Below are 17,008 nucleotides of genomic sequence, written 5' to 3'. Positions count from 1 at the left end.
ACCTCTTTGAACAAAACTTGATATTTTTTATTATATCATATTAGTTGTTTGTGTAATTAATTTTGTTTGACTACTTACCTGTGTCACAAAAGTAATCCTTAAAACCGTACCTGTCCGTCGGGGGTGCGATCGCATCGATGTTCTCAAGCAAAAACAACATTCATGAATCAGCTTCTCAGACTATAAACGTGAACATCTAAGGGATTGAGGAAACCACTGAGTTGACCATTTTTGAAGCTCATGCCAGAAGCATGACCTGAAAACATAGGTTGTACTTCTCTCACATTTCCGGGAAGTTTAATCGCCACTTGAGCAGTACGATCGTATGAAGTATTGATGAAAACAGCTAGATTTTGGTTTTGATGCACCCAAATTCCAGCTAAGATGTTTTTCGCACCCGTCTCAATAGTTTTGAAATCTCCTTCTAGTAAGAACGAGTTAATTGCTTGCATTTCGGGTACTAAAGATTTGATTCCCATCCATAAATCTGGATGTTCCTGTAAAGTCCACTCTCGATCGTAATAAGTGTAGTAAATAATTCCTTTCGCACCCGCTAAAATTGCCTGATATGTCATATTACGTACCTCATCAAAAGTTGGTACCGCCGCGCCTTTCTCATACCACCGAAATGACTGCAAGTTTCCAATAATTAAACGATTGTTGGGAGCAGCATCGCGAGCAATAGAAATTATATTTTTAACCGAATTTAATGGTAGCTCTAATCCCACAGGATAAGCTTGAACTCCTACTGCATCAGCACTATTAATAAAATTAGAAATTTTTTTTTCTTTGCTACCGCTAATATAGGTTATGTGAGCGGGGTCGGCAGTTTTAAACTTACAATGTAAATCTAAAACCTGATTCAAAGTAAATCCATCTTTGTTACTATCGACATCATCAGCAATACTCCAACCAAAAATCGCTGATTTATTCTTAAATTTATTTACAACTTGAATAGGATCGACCGTTGGTACTAACTCAAATTCAGTCAGAACGTAAATACCGATTCGCTCAGACTCATCGAGAAATTTTTCATATTCTTCAAACTTTTCAAACCTTTTAAAAGAAGCGTGAATTATATTAAATCCTGCCGCCGCAATTTCACGTACGTGGTTCATGCGAACGTCCGCAGTAGATACCCAGGAAACGTGATAAAAACCAAAGGGAAAGAAGGGCTTGCCATTAACCATAGCAGTACCGTCAGCACGCACCTTAACTATAGGATTAGTAGTAGGAAGAACGGGGAGACGACCTGCACAGGATAAGCTGACATCAGAACTATTGCACGAACTAAAATAAAAAATAACTGAAATCAATAAAGCCGACAATGTTCTAATTAATTTACTAGGAAACTTATTCGTTATTTTTCTGTTATTATTATTCATTTGTTAAATTCCTATGCGATTATCTTGCTAGCTTTTTAAAGTCGGTCAGCGTGTCTTGCAAACTGCGATCGTTCCTGGGGAGGAATAGTATTTTCTGTTCTACACGAACTCGCACTTGAACTCAAGGCTAAAGCACCGAATAGGAAAATCCACCACAGACAAGTGAGCATTTGCAGTCTAAAAATGAAAAAATTCATAAATAGTGAAAATCCTGAAGCAACAATACCACAGCCTAAGATTGGAAATTCCAATTTTCTTGAATCCCGAAGCAGGAGACGAGCATAAACACTCCACAAAAACATAAAATATAGAAAACCAGCCATTCCAAGCTCGACAATTAGTAGCAAAAAAGTTGAGTGAGGGTGATATAAAATTGGTCCGAAGGAAGTTCGTATTATCTTAAAAGTTCTTCCTCCCTCTGCATCTGAACCATCCTCAATATCTAGAATATACCAATCCCAATAAGAGCCATAACCAGACCCCAAAATATTCAAGTCGGTAGTCCGATTACCAATAATTTTAAAAGATGTTAAGTATGTATCTGAACGGGATGAGTCTTCCAAGGACTGCAAGCGCTCGCCAGTATTTGATGTTGCAAATACTATTGCTGCTGCTATCATTACGAAAACAATTACTCCCAGAGCAGCAAGGGCAGCAATTTTCTTATTTTTATTAAATAAAATAGTTAAACAAAGAAATACACCAATAATGAGTATTGCGCCCCGTGACCCAAGACCGATTAGAGTCAGCATTAAAATAAAAATAATGGTAAGCTTAAATAAACGTTTGGTAGGAGTTTGAATCAGCTCTTGAATCGCAAATGCCAACGCTGGTATTAGCACAAAATATCCATCATCTGACCCAAACAACGGGCCTTGTACCCGCACTGTCGGATCGTTAATTAGGGCGCTTCTTACACCTGCAAACTGGAAGGATGATAAAGATGCAACTGTGTATAACAGCCCTACTCCAGCTAAACCAACTGTAAGTCGCCAGAGAAATAGCCGTACAGATGCAGCGGGTCTTTTTGCGATCGCATTATAGCCAAGCAAAAAGCTGGATGCTGTCAAAACCAGGGTACACATCATTCCCTTAGCATCGCGCGGGTCGATGCGGCTATCTTGAAGGGATAGCGTAGCATAAAATATCAGGCTAACTGTCAATATCGGCAAGTGATAATGCCAAGGTTCGAGGAAGGCGTTGATTAGATGTTCCCGTCTTTGTAAGGTGGTATTTGAGGTTTTTTTCCTCCTTGGACACAACAGGAATATGCAAGCGACTACTACAAGAAGTATGTCTTTGCCGTTAACAGGTATCGATTCAATTTCAAACCACGGAGTTTTGGTCGATGGTAGCACCGTCCAATATAAAAAGCTCAACCAAAACAGCAGGTCTAACATAAAATAAAATCACGAAAAATGACTAATGCTAGCAGCTAGAAAAGTTAGCCTCATAGACTTTTGTTAGCTCTTTTACACTCATATCAATACTGAAAGAACTCTTTTCTAAAACCCCTAGTGCATCCGATTGGGTAATGGTTGATGTATCGCCTCGTGCTGCCAAAACTGCCTCGACCCAATCCGATGCAGATTGCGACAAGGAAATTCGCCGCACCAGAGGCTTGACAATATCGACTTCCTCGGTAATGACATCGGAAAAAATACAGGGAAGTCCAGCCGCTTGTGCTTCTAGCAATACTAAGGGCAACCCTTCGTGAAAGGATGGCAAAAGGAATACATCCATAGCACCTAGCATTAACTGGGGTACGTCAGGTCGGACACCTGCGAAAATAATACGGTCTGTCAAACCAAGCTGAATAACTTTCTGTTCGATTTCTGGGCGCAGCGAACCATCACCTATCAGTAATAGGCGCATTTTTGGTTCTCGTTTGGCAACTTCCGCCACGATTTCCAACAGAAACAGATGGTTCTTTTGTTCGATAAATCTGCCTACATGACCGATCGCAAAAGCATCCGCAGGTAAACCCAATTCAGTCCGAATAGCAACCGAATTGACAGCAGACTGGAACGGAGTTAGATCGATGCCATAGTAAAGAATTTGCCTGCGCGGATCGGTTGACCATGCTGAACCGAATAGAGACGCGGCTGCCTTGTGGCTAACTCCTAAACCGACTTTTGCGTAGCGATCGACCCACCATTCTGTTAAAGCCAGATACAAACGCCGATACCACCCTGCTTTTGCCTGAACTGAGGAGGTATCGTTATGGCTTTGGGCAATGCGGACAGCTATGCCGGCTTGTTTTGCCAACCAAAGAACGTAACCGCTGAAGTGGTGGACATGACTGTGAACAATGTCATAGGGCCCGTATTCGCGTAGAATTCGTTTAAAGTTGCGACCGTATAGCCAAGGTTTTGCAGGAGCGAGGCAGGGGATAATCTTGCTGCCAAGAGCACGCACTTCGCCATCGTAAGGACAGGGTTTCTCAGTGTGAACTACAAAGTCCATATGGAAACGATCGCGATCGATATTTCGCAAAATGTGTATCAGCCAAGTTTCTATGCCGCCCCGATTCATGCCGCCGACGACATGAAGAATACGGATGGGACGCTGCTTAGTCGATGTTTGATTTTGTTCCTTGATATCTGTCGAGTCTGTGCAGTGCATAGAGGATAACTCCTAAACTAAAAACTGTTTGAACAATTGCAGTAACGATCAGCGCCAGCGCCGCCCCTTGAAGTCCCATAATTGGAATTAACCACAGACAAGCGATCGCAGAACTCCCCGTTACCAAAACAAACAAAGGCATTTGCACTCGAAAGTATCTAGCTGCCGTCATCCCGTAACCCAAAAAGGCAGAAACGTACCAAATACCCGCAGCCACCATCAGCCATAGGAACAAATCTGCTCGATCGGCATATTCCGGTTTATAAAGTAAAGTTAAGATTGGTTTGCCGGCAACAACCGCGACAAAAACGCCTCCCGCACCTAACATCAAGCCAACCCCCACCAGCTTGAGCAAAAGTGTGCGAAAAGCAGTGCTATTTCCCGCTGCATAATATTTTGCTAGTCGCGGACTTGCAGACTCCGCTAGCGCACTAACTACCATCTGCCCAACCACCATCAGGTAAGACATGGCAGCGAAAATTCCCAGTTCGCGTTCGCCCAAATACCGCTCGATAAAGTATCGAGGAATGTTAGTATTCAGCGAAATCAACATCATCACAAAACCCAGAGGTAAAGCAAGCCAAACTAACTTGCTCAAAGTTTTTCGGTGCCAGCGCGGGTACAAGGGATTGTGGCTGTTTGCAGGTTGAGCATCGGCAACAAATAAACCTTCTCTCTCTCTGCCATGCGAGGAATTCTTTAAAATTAATCTACCATTGCGAAGATCCCAAGCGAATAGGACTAAACCCCAGGCAATTGCTAATCCGATCGCTCCTCCTACAACACTCCCAGTCAGAGAAACTCCGATGCCTAAAAGTAACAGCGATAAAGGGCCTTTAATCATCAGGGCGATCGCAATCCGATCCATCCGTTCGTGTTGTTGAATCAAGCCGTAAAACACATCGCTGATCGACTCAAAAGCCTTTGCCAGGGCGATCGCCAAAATCACCAGTGAAGTCTCCCACCGATATCCAGCTTTGAGCGTAATTCCCGCAATTATCAAGAGTGCTGACCCAGTGCCTATTAACCTCAGACCTAGATAATCGCTAAAAACATAGTCTCCTTTCGCATCTGTCGCTTGGATACCTCGCAGTTGCAGATTAGTAAACATGATAACAGGTGCTGTCACCGCCAAACCCAAGGTAAATTGACCCACCATTTCAGGACTGCCCAATTTAGCTAGCACTACTAACATCCCCCACTGGGAAGCCGCATAAACGAGATTACCCGTGAAAGTCCAGGAAAAATTCCGGCGTAATGTTAGTGGTTTCAACTGTTGCATTAGTACCTAATTACCTGCTTGCTAATTGGTGAATTTAAATCCTATATTTCCCATTTCAAAGTTATTCACAAATGCCCCATTAAATTTTAGCAGCCATACCCCCTATCAAGTTCCCTACCGCCGCGCATTCTACAGGCTTCGAGAAAAAGTATCCCTGTCCGTAGAGGCATTTCAGAGCTTTGAGTTCAGCTATTTGCCATCTCGTTTCAACTCCTGTGGCAATCATGCCCATGCCTAACTCCTGAGTTATGGCAATAATTTTGTGAAGAATTTCTAAGTTCGGGTTGCTAGCATCAAGCCCGCTGACTAAAGAGCAATCTAGCTTCAAACTGTCGAATTTCCCATACTTCAGCCGCGTCAATTGGTAGAGGTGAGTTAATGATAAATCACTGAGACCGCAGTGGTCTATTTGTACTTGCAACCCTAAACTTTTAATTTGAACAAAAACAGACCCAGCCAAATCGGGATTTTCCGTCACAACATATTCAGGAATTTCTAACCTCAAACTAGAAGCATCAAGATTTGTCTCCTTCAATATTTGGCATATTGTCTGGATTAAGTCAGCTTGGAAAAACTGTTTGCTAGTTAGATTCACGCTGACTGTTAAAGGAGACTGAAGACCAAATTGCGACTGCCAAATTCGCATCTGGCTGCAAGCTTGCCGCAGTACCCACTCGCCAATAGGAATAATCAAGCCCGTTTCTTCTGAGAGTGTTAGGAATTCGTCTGGCCAAAGCAAACCTCGATTGGGGTGCTGCCAGCGCAACAGTGCTTCAAAACTACTAATTTGGTTGGTTTCCAGGCAGACGATCGGCTGATAGTGAATCCGAAACTCCTCATTGGCAAGAGCCACCAGCAAATCATTCTCCAACTGAACTGATGCTGCACTGCTAATCTTTGCTGGAGCGGTTATTTCTGTGGCTGTATTTGCGTGCAAATTGGCTGTTGAATATCCTGGTACGTACTCAGGCACTAACTGCTGTAACATTGAAACTATTAAATTTGTATCATTGCGATCGCCTGCTTGACAAAGAGCTTCTACTTCCAGATCGATATTTTCTTTCACTATGCGACTGGCATTGCCCAAGCTGAGAATTTTTTCGTGTTTAGTGCGGTTGTATTGCTCGCCCGGAATAAACAGTTCTTCAAACAATTTTTCTCCAGGTCGCAGCCCTGTAAACGCGATTTCTATGTCTTGACCCACTTCATATCCTGAGAGTCGGATCAAGTCCTTTGCTAAATCGAAAATTCGGATCGGTTCCCCCATGTCGAGCATGAATACTTCCCCGCCGCCGCCCAGGACTGCTGCCTGCAAAACGAGTTGAACTGCTTCGGGAATTGTCATGAAATAGCGACAGATATCTGGATGGGTAATTGTGATCGGCCCGCCCTCAGCAATTTGTCGCTTGAAAGTGGGTACGACGCTACCGCGGCTGCCAAGAACATTACCGAAACGAACCACTACAAAGGGGTTTTTGCTTTTTTTTGCTGCTTGCAGCACCAGCATTTCGGCAACTCTTTTGCTAGCTCCCATAATGCTAGTTGGATTCACCGCTTTGTCAGTGGAAATCATTACAAAGTTTTCCACATTGTATTTCAACGCCAGCTCCAAGAGATTTTTCGTCCCCCGCACATTGTTAGTAATCGCTTCCGGCGAGTTTAATTCCATCATGGGTACGTGTTTGTGAGCCGCTGCATGAAAAATGATGTCTGGTCTATTTTTTTCAAAAACGTACTCTAAGCGATCTATCAAACGAATGTCGGCGATAAAAGCTGTCAGGCGAGTAATATCTGTTTGGGTTTTGCTGGTCTTTTTGAGTTCTGACAGGACTTTTGTGAGTTCTTGTTGAATGTTGAATACAGAATTTTCTCCATGTCCGACGATGATGATTTCCGCAGGAGCGCACTTTAATATTTGCCGACAAAGTTCGCTGCCGATGGAGCCCCCGGCACCAGTAACTAGAACTTTCTTGCCTCCAATCAATCCCAAGACTTTCTGGGTATCGGTTTGAATGGGGGCGCGGCGGAGCAAGTCCTCAATCTGTACTTCTCTGAGGCTACCTAAACTGACGCGGCCTTTGATGATTTCATTGAGGCCGGGGAGGGTGCTGGTTGGAATTCCAATTGACTGGCAAATTTCTACGATTTCCCTAATCTCTTTTCCCGGAGCTGAGGGGATGGCAATCATGACTTTGCCGATATTTAGCGATCGAACTACTTCCGGAATGTTACAGCGATTGCCGACTACAGTCAGTCTGCCAATCTGCTTGGAGATTTTTTTGGGGTCGTCGTCAATAAAAGCGATTGGATCTAGTCCTACCTCCGGGCTCCTCTGCATCGTTTGCATCAGAGATGTGCCTGCACTGCCCGCACCGACTATCAGGACGCGATCGCGTTGCTGAACTTTCCACGGTTTTTGGTTCCATCTTTCGAGGGCTGGAATGCTGAAACGAATGGCCCCAACTAACAAAAAGCTAATGATAGCGTCTAGTAGCGGCAGCGATCGTGGCAGAGCGCGCGACGAATTATTTAGGTGGTAGAGTTGTTGGAACAAGATAATTTCCACTGCTAGGGATATACCTATCAGCATCGCTATTTGTGTCATTTCTTCCAGACCCGCATACTGCCAGTAACGCTTGTAGAATCCCCCGGCATAAAATACTGCTAATTTGACTGCTACAAATAATACTGTCACTAACGCTAGACTGTGTAGATAGGGAGCCAGAGTTAATGTATCATCTAAACGAATTGCCAGGGCCAATAACGGTGCGATCGCTAAACAAATTGCATCGATTATTAAAAAATGACGGGTTCTTAATCCCACCAACACTTTGCTGATTTTTTTGGCGCTCATATTCATCCTACCCTATTACACAAAAACTTTACTAAACCTATATCTAGTACCTAATGCTGAGGTATTTTTTTATACCGCCCAGCCCACTGAAATTAATCCGCCTTTCTTTTAATCCGGCATCACTCAAGTGATATCATTAAGGCGATTACCAAGAATACTTCGCCTCTCCTAATTGTTGTTTTTATTCTTTTTTTAGATTGAATTCTGAGATTTTAATGCTGAGTCAATCTTCTCCTAATACTGGTTCCCTTGCTCGTAAATTTATAATTCTTTACTTGTTTTTAACAAAAATATATAACTTATTTGTTATGGGGAACACACATATATTTGTTTCAACCATGACAGTGCTTGACTTAAGTGATACAATAGATATCCTCAATAATGAGTTGAAAAGCCTAGGGTGTTACTGTTTACCAAGAATCATTTTTCGGGAGTAACTGATGGAATCAACTGAAAGTGGTATCGGATTTCAGCAATACTGGCAGATTCTTAAGCGCAGGTGGCTGCCAGCTTTAGTTGTATTTGCCTCCGTTATTGCACTCGTCAGCTACAGTGCGATCGAGGAAAAGCCCATCTATGAAGCAGAAGGAAAGCTGTTATTTAAGAAAACAACTCCTGGTTCGGCTTTAACAGAATTGGGAAAAGAAATCGGACAGTTGACTCCTGCCGCGGAGCAAAGTAACCCTCTGACTACTGAGATAGAACTCGTTCGATCTCTAGAAATTATTGAAAAAACTATAAATATACTTCAGTTAAAAGACGACGAAAATAATCATCTCAAAACCCAAGATTTTTTGAAAAATCTGACTGTAGCTACTATTCGGGGAGCTGATATTCTCAGGATTTCATACAAACACAAAAATCCGCAAGTAGCAGCAAATGTCGTAAAAACCCTAATGAACTATTATATAGATAACAATCAAAAAGTCAATCGCTTAGAAGCTGTGTCTGTTCGACAGTTTATTGAAAAAAAACTGCCTAATTCAGAGAAAATTATGCGAAAAGCCGCGGGAGAATTGAGCCAATTTAAAGAAAATAATAAAGTTGTAAATCTTGAAGAAGAAGCTAAATCAGCAGTGGCAGTTATGGCGGGACTAGAAAGTCAAATCGACCAAGCTAAGTCTGATTTGCTCAAGGCAAGTGCTAAGTCCAAAGCATTTGAAGACGAATTACAAATGAATCCCCAGCAAGCATTGACCGCCAGCACTCTCAGCCAATCTAGCACTGTGCAGGAAGCTCTCAAAGAGTACAAACAGATCGAGCGGCAGTTAGCAATTGAGCAAAACCGCTACCTGGAAACTTCGCCTGTAATAACTAGGTTAGAAACTAAGAAAGCTACTATGAAAGCTTTACTAGACCAACAAATACAACAAGTTTTAGGCGAAGGAAAGCTGTTGCCAAATCAAACTTTACAGATAGGAGAGGTGAAACCAAAACTGATCGAAGAATTTATTAAGGTAGATGTAGAACGCCAGGGTTTGGCTGAGCGAGTTACTATTTTATCAAATGCTCTAGCTGGCTACAGGCAGCGGGTTAAAGTTTTGCCGAAGCTAGAGAAAGAAAAGCGCCAACTTGAAAGGAAACTCCAAGAAGCCGAAGCTGATTACGAAGAATTGCAGAAAAAACTTCAGCAAATTCGGATTACTGAAAATCAGCAAGTGGGGAATGCTAGGATTATCCAAAAGGCGAGTGTTCCTGAAGAACCAGTACGTTCTCGCAAGCTTTTATTGCTGGTATCTGGGGGTTTGTTGGGAACTCTGCTAGCTATAGCTGCGGCGATACTTTTAGAATCTCAAGATAAGTCTGTGAAAACTATTGAAGAGGCGAGGGAATTGTTTGGGTTTACTTTGTTGGGGGTAATTCCTTTGCATAGAAAGCCGGACAAAAATCCTCGGCGCAATTCCCGGCAGATTAAGTCTGTTACGCAGGATTTAGAGCTATCTCCCCGACAGATTGTGGTTAGAGATACTCCTCATACTTCGAGCAGTGCTGCTTATCGAATGCTTCAGGCAAATCTGAGATTCCTGAGTTCTGATAAAGAGCTGAAAGTTATTGTTGTCAGTAGTTCGCTACCGCAAGAAGGCAAGTCTACGGTATCTGCTAATTTGGCTGTAGCTATAGCTCAATTAGGAAGGAAGGTTTTGTTGGTAGATGGGGATATGCACTGTCCTGTTCAACATCGGATTTGGGAACTTCCCAATCAAGTAGGCTTGAGCAACGTGATAGTCGGACAAGCTGGATTTGGGGATGCGATCGCCCAAGTTATGGATAATTTAGATGTGCTCACTTGCGGCGTGATTCCGCCTAACCCAATGGCTCTGTTGGACTCGCAGCGGCTCACTTTATTAATTAAGCAATTTTCGGCGAGTTATGATGCCGTGATCGTTGATACTCCTGCTTTGAATGTTGCTGCTGATGCTCTGATTCTCGGGAATAAAGCAGATGGGATTTTATTGGTAGTGCGACCTGGAGTTCTTCATTCTGGTACTGTGGCTTTTGCGAAGGAGCTATTGAAGAAATCAAATCAGCACGTTCTGGGCTTAGTGGTGAATGGAGTAAGTCCTAAAAACGAACCGCACAGCCATTACTATTTTACCAATGAATCTTACACTCAAGAGCAGAGTCCTGGTATTAAAAAAACGAATAACCAGTAACCAATAACAACAGTTAACTGTTAACGGACAACTGACTAAATTGGCAGCCGCACTCCGAAAGTCGAGCCGAGTCCTTCCCCAGGACTTTCGGCCCAGACACTGCCGCCGTGGAGTTCCACGAGATGGCGGACGATCGCCAATCCCAGTCCCAGCCCGCCGTAATTGCGCGTAGAAGTGCTGTCAGCTTGGCGGAAGCGATCGAAAACAAAGGGCAAAAACTCCTTGCTGATGCCAATTCCCGTATCGCTGACAACGATCAAAACAGAGTGAACCGGAGACGGCCCAGACAACATAGCGCCACCCGCTGCTCCCGGTTCCCCATCCTCCAAGAGCGTGATTTCCACGCGACCCGACGGGGGCGTAAACTTAATAGCATTCGAGAGCAAATTCCACACCACCTGCTGCAAACGAGTAGCATCGCCTCTCACCAAGCTCACCCCTTCGCCACAAAAACTCGCCAATTCAATTCCCCTAGCTTCAGCATCAGGGGTCAGCGCCTTCACCGCCGTTTCTACAATCCGCACCAAATCCACCGGGAACAGCTTCAAACAGACTTTGCCGCTCACAATCCGGGAAACGTCGAGCAAATCCTCAATCATCTGAGTCTGCAACCGCGCGTTTCGCTCAATAGTCTCCAAACCGACAGCCGTTTTTTCGGCACTCATCTGGCGCTGCCGCAGCATCTGCGCCCAGCCCAAAATGGCGTTCAGAGGCGTCCGCAACTCGTGAGAAAGCGTTCCCAAGAACTGGTCTTTAATCCGGTTAGCCTCCGCTGCTTCCCGGTAAAGCCGCGCATTGTCGATCGCCACCGCGGCATCCCGCGCCAAATCCTCCAGCAAAACCAAATCCTCCTGCCCGCAGCGGCGGCCCGACTCCCCGCACAGCAACGAAATCGCTCCCAGCGTCCGCCCGCGAGCGATCAGCGGCACGCAGATTGCCGACAGCACTTGGGATTGGGATCGCAGCACCAACTGCAGTTCCTTGTCCGGCACAACCGCTTCGATCACCCATTCCGGTATTTCTGGGTAGAGCTTCGACTCACCAGTCCGCAGCACCTTTGCTACTCCGTGCCGTCCCTGGGGGTCTAGTGGCATACGCCGATCGATTTGCCGCAGCAGAGCGACTTTGCTCGGATCTGAGTGAGCAACTGCTTGCAAGCGGATCGAGCCGTCGGCATCAAGCAAATGCACACAGCACCAATCCCCCAGCTCCGGTACTGTTAAATCTGCCAAACCTTGCAGCGCCTTCTCGTAATCCAGGGAAGCCGACGACAGCAAAGCCAAAGCTTGAGCGTTAAAATAGGCTGTTTGGGCCGATCGCTGGCGATCGTCAATATCAGTACAAGTCCCGAACCATTTGAGAATTTTCCCGTCAGCGTCCCGCACGGGCAATGCCCTGCCCAGATGCCAGCGATAAGATCCGTCAGATGCCCGTTTAAAACGGTATTCCACCTCGTAAGTCTTCCCTGTCTCCACCGAGGTCTTCCAGCTTTCTACGGAATTTTCCACGTCATCTGGATGCAGGGCTAGCTGCCACCCCCAGCCTTGAGTTTCCTCCAGGGTCAAGCCAGTATATTCAAACCAGCGCTGGTTGTAGTAGTCGAGCCAGCCGTCGGCTTTGGCAGTCCAAACTATTTGTGGGATGGCTTCAGCGAGGACGCGGTACAACTGTTCGCTGGCTTCGGCTTGGCGACGGGCGGCCTGTTCCCGCGCCAATGCCCAATTCCGCTGTTCTTCGGCCTCTTTGCGAGCGGTGATGTCGCTAATCACGCCGATCCATTTGTAGGGATTGCCTTGTTTGTCAAGCACTGCTTTGCCCCGATCGATCCAGTGGAGCAAGCGGCCCCGCTGGCACTGAACGCGGTATTCCTGAAAAAATGGGGCGGCAGAACTGTCTGGCGCACTCAAATACCGATCGACTGCGGCCAAAACTCGATCGCGGTCGATCGGGTGCAAGATACTGTTCCAAGCTGCTCTTGTCCTCGGAAATCCCCCTTTTGCGTACTCCAAATGTTCGTCTACGTGACCGAACCACAGCACGATCCCGGTTTCGATATCCCATTCGTAAATCAAATCGCTGGCACTTTCTGCAGCAATCCGAAACCGCTCTTCAGACTGTCGCAGCACTTCCAGAAATTTAAAACGTTCCGTCACGTCCAAAACCAGAGACAGCACCGATACCAACTGTCCCGAATCGCTGTAAAAAGCCGAATTGTACCATTCGCAGTGTACCAACGAACCCCACTTATTATAATTGCTGTTGCGAACTACATTGCAGCGATTTTCGGGTTTTTTTAAACTATAAATTGCCGATTCTACCTCTTCCAAATCGCCCTTAGAAATAAAGTTCCATTCGCTAAAATGCTTGCCTAAAACTTCTATTTTTTCCCACCCAAAAATCTTCTGTGCCGCCGGCGACCACCCGCTGAGACGAAAATTTTCATCCCACTCAATCACCGCTAGGGGGGTATTTTCAAAATGAGAAGTGAGTTTTTGTAGCGCCTCGCGCAGGGATGCTTCTACTTGCTTACGCCCAGTAATATCGCTAAAAGAAATAGCAATGCCGTCGCCCAATTTAACGGTCATAATCCGAAACCAGGCGATAATGCCTTCGTTGTTGTAATAAATCTCGGTATCGAGGGGAATTCCTGTTTCTACAACTTGCACGTAACGGTCGAACAAATTGTTATCTTTATGACCAGGCAGCACTTGCAGCAATCGCTTGCCCGTTAATTCTTCAGGGGTACGGTGTTGCATTTTTGCCGCTGCGGGATTGACGTATTCCCATTCAAAATCCACAATTGTGGATTCGTCGCGGATGCTGCGGAATACGTTAAATCCGTCTAGAGATAATTCCTGAAAAACGCGGAAGCGTTCTTCGCTTTCTTGCAACTTGTCTACAGTGTCAAGCAGGAGGTCCTCGACTCGCTCGCGCTGTGTTATTTCTGCAAGCAATTGCTGGTTAATTTGCTGGAGTTCGGTTGTGAGGGAGGGGACGGAATTTGTAATAGCAGAGTTGGCTTGCAGTCGATCGACCTTTTGGGTTCCCAGCGCCGTATTTCCTGGAAAAGAGACCGCCCCAGCCCCAGCCAACACTTGAGGAACCCAGGGTATCAGGGATGCTACAGCCCACAAAGAGATGATAGCGGTAACGGCGGCGATCAAACTTGACAGCCAGTAGCTGGGATGCACCAGCATCCAAACTTGCATCAAGTGAGTTGTCCCGCCGCAGAAAAACCAGGCTCCCAATAGCAGAAACCCCTTGCTCAAAGGCACGTCCCGCTGCTTCCGGGCATAGTATGTCAGAATTGCTGGAATTGAATAATAAGCCAAGGCAATTAACAAATCGCTGACCGCGTGCAGTCCCATCAACTGGGGTTGCCACTGGCAACAGCCATCTTGGGGAATAAAATTGTGGTTAAATGACATAATCTTAATAAATGGCAGCATTTCGGCTTTCCTGTGCGATCGATCCTAGTTGCACTTGTGTTGCTGAACCGCTAATTTCTAGTTTATACACAAAAAAACATAAAACAAGAGTGACTTTAGTCCGGGGAGGAAAGTTCACAGCAGGCTTTAACCTGCCTGAAATATTCGTAAATTTATTGAGAGGTTAAGGGAGAGTGAGGTACTATAATTCCCCAGGAGGTACGAAATTCAATGCTATATTTTGAATTCACAACTTACGGAAAAACAGAGCAATTGAGCGCACGGGATGAAGGGATTACTAGAGTGCCGTTCATTGACACGGTTTAGCTAGAAGCTTGCAATATTCGATAAATTCATCTTTATTGAATCTATTTTTTGATAACTTTGCAGATTCAGAAATCCCTTCAACATAGGAGAATCGACCTCTACTTCGAGGCTCAGAAATCCTGCCGGAGCAGATTCATACTTGGAGCGAACCATCCCCGCCTCTCGCCTCGGAATGAAAACTAATCTGTACCTGTATCAAAGTCTACTAAATTCTGCTACTAAATCGGTTAATGTCACAGATTATCTTCCAGTCAAATTTCTGAAACCATCTCGAATTAAACCTCCATGCGCTTAGAGCAGCTTCAAGCATTTCTTTCAGTTGCTGAAACTGGTAGCTTTCAGCAAGCGGCCCGGAAGTGTGGCGTTACCCAATCGACTATTAGCCGCCAAGTGCAGGGATTAGAAGCGGAAGTGGGTTTGTCGCTGTTTCACCGCACGGCCCACGCGAAACTGACTGTGGGAGGGGAATGCCTGCTACCTCACGCTCGCAAAATCTGTCAGACTTGGCAAAATGCTGCTGAAGAATTGGGAGACTTACGGGCGGGAAAGCAGCCGGAACTTTGCGTGGCTGCGATTCACTCGGTTTGCGCTGCTTATTTGCCGCCTGTGCTGCAAAAGTTTTGCCGCGACTATCCAGACGTGCAGTTGCGGGTGACTTCCCTCGGAAGCGATCGAGCCCTAAAAGTCCTCAAAGACGGTTTGGTGGACATAGCGGTGGTGATGAACAACCGCTATTTTACTCAAGCCCCGGAAATGTTGGTTGAGGTGCTCTACAATGAGCCGATCGAGGTGTTGATGGCGGCGGGTCATCCCCTGGCTCAGTACGAACGAGTACCTTGGCCGGAATTGATTTGTTACCCGCAAGTGGTGTTTAAGGACGGGTACGGAATGCAGCGGATGGTGCAAGAACAATTTGGACGCATCGGTGCTAAACTTCATGCTGTTTTGGAACTCAACACTCTTGATGCTTTTCGGGGTGTGGTGCGACAGGGAGAGTTGATTGCTTTGCTGCCGCATTCAGCTTTGCTGGAGGCGAAGGGCGATCGCACTTTAGCTATTCGGTCGATCGCCCAAGATCGGTCAAATTCCAAGGTTTCGACGATCGGTCAATTGGCAGCCGATCCCACTTGGACTCGCGAAGTGGTGTTGGTGACAACTCACGATCGAATGCAAATTCCGCCGATCGCCCATTTCTGGAATCTGGTACGCGAATTTGTGCCGCCATTTGATTTAATCAAGCTAGAAAAATCAGGGAGTTAATTCGATAATTTTGAATTGAATTTTGGGAAGTTTAAATTTAAACGGATTCAAATATTACCAATTACTAACTACCAATTACTAACTACCAACTACCCATTACTAACTTTAAAAGTTATGAGTGACGCATTTAGAGAACTGCTGCGAAAAATTGGCAGCGGAGTACACACAGGAGAAAACTTAACTCGCTCCGAAGCAGCAGCAGCCACGCGGATGATGCTGCTGGGGGAAGCAACACCAGCTCAAATCGGAGCTTTTATGATTTCCCACCGCATTAAACGGCCCACCGGCGAAGAATTAGCCGGAATGCTGGATGCTTATGAAGAATTGGGGCCTATGCTTGCCCCCCCAAACCGAGAAAAAGGTTTTTCCGTCTCAACCGTCGCCGTGTTTGGGGTTGCTTACGACGGGCGATCGCGCACAGCTCCAATTAGCCCTTTAACAGCCCTAATTTTAGCTGCCTCTGGCGTCCCAACTCTCATGCACGGGGGGGAGACCATGCCAACGAAAGAAGGCATTCCCCTGATTGAAATTTGGCGTGGTTTGGGAGTTGACTGGAGAAAACTGAGTTTAGAAAAAGTCCAGCAAGTTTTTGACAATACGGGTTTAGGTTTTGTTTACCTTCCCAAGCATTTTCCTCAAGCCACCGCTTTAGTTCCCTACCGCCGCGAAATTGGTAAACGGCCACCTTTTTCGACAATGGAGTTGATGTGGTGTCCCTGTGCCGGCGACGTTAACGTCATCTCCGGCTACGTCCACCCGCCCACAGAAGGTATGTTTCAAAAAGCCTTTGAGTTGCGGGGAATCAAAAATTATACCACAGTCAAAGGATTGGAGGGAAGCTGCGATTTGCCGCGCGATCGTACTGCGATTATCGGCATTGCTAAGCCGGACGCTGAGTTTGAACGAGTGCTTTTAGCTCACGGAGATTACGGTTTTAGCAACACAAATCCTGCCTTTGAATCAGCCCCAGAGTTATTCAAACAAATGCAGGAAGTGTTGCTGGGAAAACCCTCGGAATTGATGCAGTCCGCTATCTGGAACGGCGGATTTTATCTGTGGCGCAGCGGAGTTTGTTTGGATATAAACTCGGGTTTGATTGAGGCCGAAACTTTATTAAGTCGCGGTCAAGTGGTGCAAAAACTTGAGGAAGTTAGCCAAGCCGTTAGTGTTTTGAGTTGACTGTTGACTGTTAA

General features: G+C 45.6%; 9 protein-coding genes. 3 read left to right on the top strand and 6 right to left on the bottom strand.

The window, feature by feature from the left end:
* Positions 1 to 167: 167 nt before the first annotated feature.
* The 5 genes from QUA77_RS18705 to QUA77_RS18685 all read right to left on the bottom strand — a co-directional run bounded on the left by QUA77_RS18705 (position 168) and on the right by QUA77_RS18685 (position 8,146).
* Entirely contained in the window at positions 168 to 1,385 is a 1,218-nt protein-coding gene (locus QUA77_RS18705; RefSeq protein ID WP_333451729.1) for a hypothetical protein, read from the bottom strand.
* A gap of 35 nt (positions 1,386 to 1,420) precedes the next feature.
* Positions 1,421 to 2,785, bottom strand: a complete 1,365-nt coding sequence (locus QUA77_RS18700) for a hypothetical protein (protein ID WP_333451727.1) — start codon at positions 2,783 to 2,785, stop codon at positions 1,421 to 1,423.
* Between the two features lie 28 nt (positions 2,786 to 2,813).
* On the bottom strand, positions 2,814 to 4,010 hold the full coding sequence (locus tag QUA77_RS18695; RefSeq protein ID WP_333451726.1) for a glycosyltransferase family 1 protein: 1,197 nt from the start codon (positions 4,008 to 4,010) through the stop codon (positions 2,814 to 2,816).
* A complete protein-coding gene (locus QUA77_RS18690) occupies positions 3,958 to 5,292 on the bottom strand; it encodes an oligosaccharide flippase family protein (RefSeq protein ID WP_333451724.1) in 1,335 nt (444 codons plus the stop codon). Before QUA77_RS18690 ends, QUA77_RS18695 begins: the two co-directional genes overlap by 53 nt.
* A gap of 79 nt (positions 5,293 to 5,371) precedes the next feature.
* On the bottom strand, positions 5,372 to 8,146 hold the full coding sequence (locus tag QUA77_RS18685) for a polysaccharide biosynthesis protein (protein ID WP_333451722.1): 2,775 nt from the start codon (positions 8,144 to 8,146) through the stop codon (positions 5,372 to 5,374).
* Positions 8,147 to 8,586: 440 nt separating this feature from the next.
* On the opposite strand from QUA77_RS18685, the gene QUA77_RS18680 reads away from it, so the two are divergent.
* Positions 8,587 to 10,800: a polysaccharide biosynthesis tyrosine autokinase gene (locus QUA77_RS18680; protein WP_333451720.1), complete on the top strand. Its 2,214-nt coding sequence runs from the start codon at positions 8,587 to 8,589 to the stop codon at positions 10,798 to 10,800.
* Between the two features lie 35 nt (positions 10,801 to 10,835).
* Here the strand turns inward: QUA77_RS18680 and QUA77_RS18675 are convergent, their stop codons facing one another.
* Positions 10,836 to 14,249, bottom strand: a complete 3,414-nt coding sequence (locus QUA77_RS18675) for a PAS domain S-box protein (RefSeq protein ID WP_333451718.1) — start codon at positions 14,247 to 14,249, stop codon at positions 10,836 to 10,838.
* A gap of 591 nt (positions 14,250 to 14,840) precedes the next feature.
* On the opposite strand from QUA77_RS18675, the gene QUA77_RS18670 reads away from it, so the two are divergent.
* Together QUA77_RS18670 and QUA77_RS18665 are read left to right on the top strand one after the other, a co-directional pair.
* Complete coding sequence (locus tag QUA77_RS18670; RefSeq protein WP_333451716.1) at positions 14,841 to 15,815, top strand: LysR family transcriptional regulator; 975 nt, start codon at positions 14,841 to 14,843, stop codon at positions 15,813 to 15,815.
* A 114-nt stretch (positions 15,816 to 15,929) separates the two neighbouring features.
* A complete protein-coding gene (locus QUA77_RS18665) occupies positions 15,930 to 16,994 on the top strand; it encodes an anthranilate phosphoribosyltransferase family protein (RefSeq protein ID WP_333451714.1) in 1,065 nt (354 codons plus the stop codon).
* Positions 16,995 to 17,008: the final 14 nt, after the last annotated feature.

Source organism: Microcoleus sp. K5-D4, assembly GCF_036704575.1.
Classification (GTDB): Bacteria; Cyanobacteriota; Cyanobacteriia; order Cyanobacteriales; family Microcoleaceae; genus Microcoleus.
Note: the sequence above shows the minus strand (reverse complement) of the source record. Positions and strands in the feature narration are given on the sequence as shown.

Coding starts and splice junctions, on each gene's coding strand:
- QUA77_RS18705 (WP_333451729.1), bottom strand. CDS start 1,385: ATGAATAATAATAACAGAAAAATAACGAATAAGTTTCCTAGTAAATTA.
- QUA77_RS18700 (WP_333451727.1), bottom strand. CDS start 2,785: ATGTTAGACCTGCTGTTTTGGTTGAGCTTTTTATATTGGACGGTGCTA.
- QUA77_RS18695 (WP_333451726.1), bottom strand. CDS start 4,010: ATGCACTGCACAGACTCGACAGATATCAAGGAACAAAATCAAACATCG.
- QUA77_RS18690 (WP_333451724.1), bottom strand. CDS start 5,292: ATGCAACAGTTGAAACCACTAACATTACGCCGGAATTTTTCCTGGACT.
- QUA77_RS18685 (WP_333451722.1), bottom strand. CDS start 8,146: ATGAGCGCCAAAAAAATCAGCAAAGTGTTGGTGGGATTAAGAACCCGT.
- QUA77_RS18680 (WP_333451720.1), top strand. CDS start 8,587: ATGGAATCAACTGAAAGTGGTATCGGATTTCAGCAATACTGGCAGATT.
- QUA77_RS18675 (WP_333451718.1), bottom strand. CDS start 14,249: ATGCTGCCATTTATTAAGATTATGTCATTTAACCACAATTTTATTCCC.
- QUA77_RS18670 (WP_333451716.1), top strand. CDS start 14,841: ATGCGCTTAGAGCAGCTTCAAGCATTTCTTTCAGTTGCTGAAACTGGT.
- QUA77_RS18665 (WP_333451714.1), top strand. CDS start 15,930: ATGAGTGACGCATTTAGAGAACTGCTGCGAAAAATTGGCAGCGGAGTA.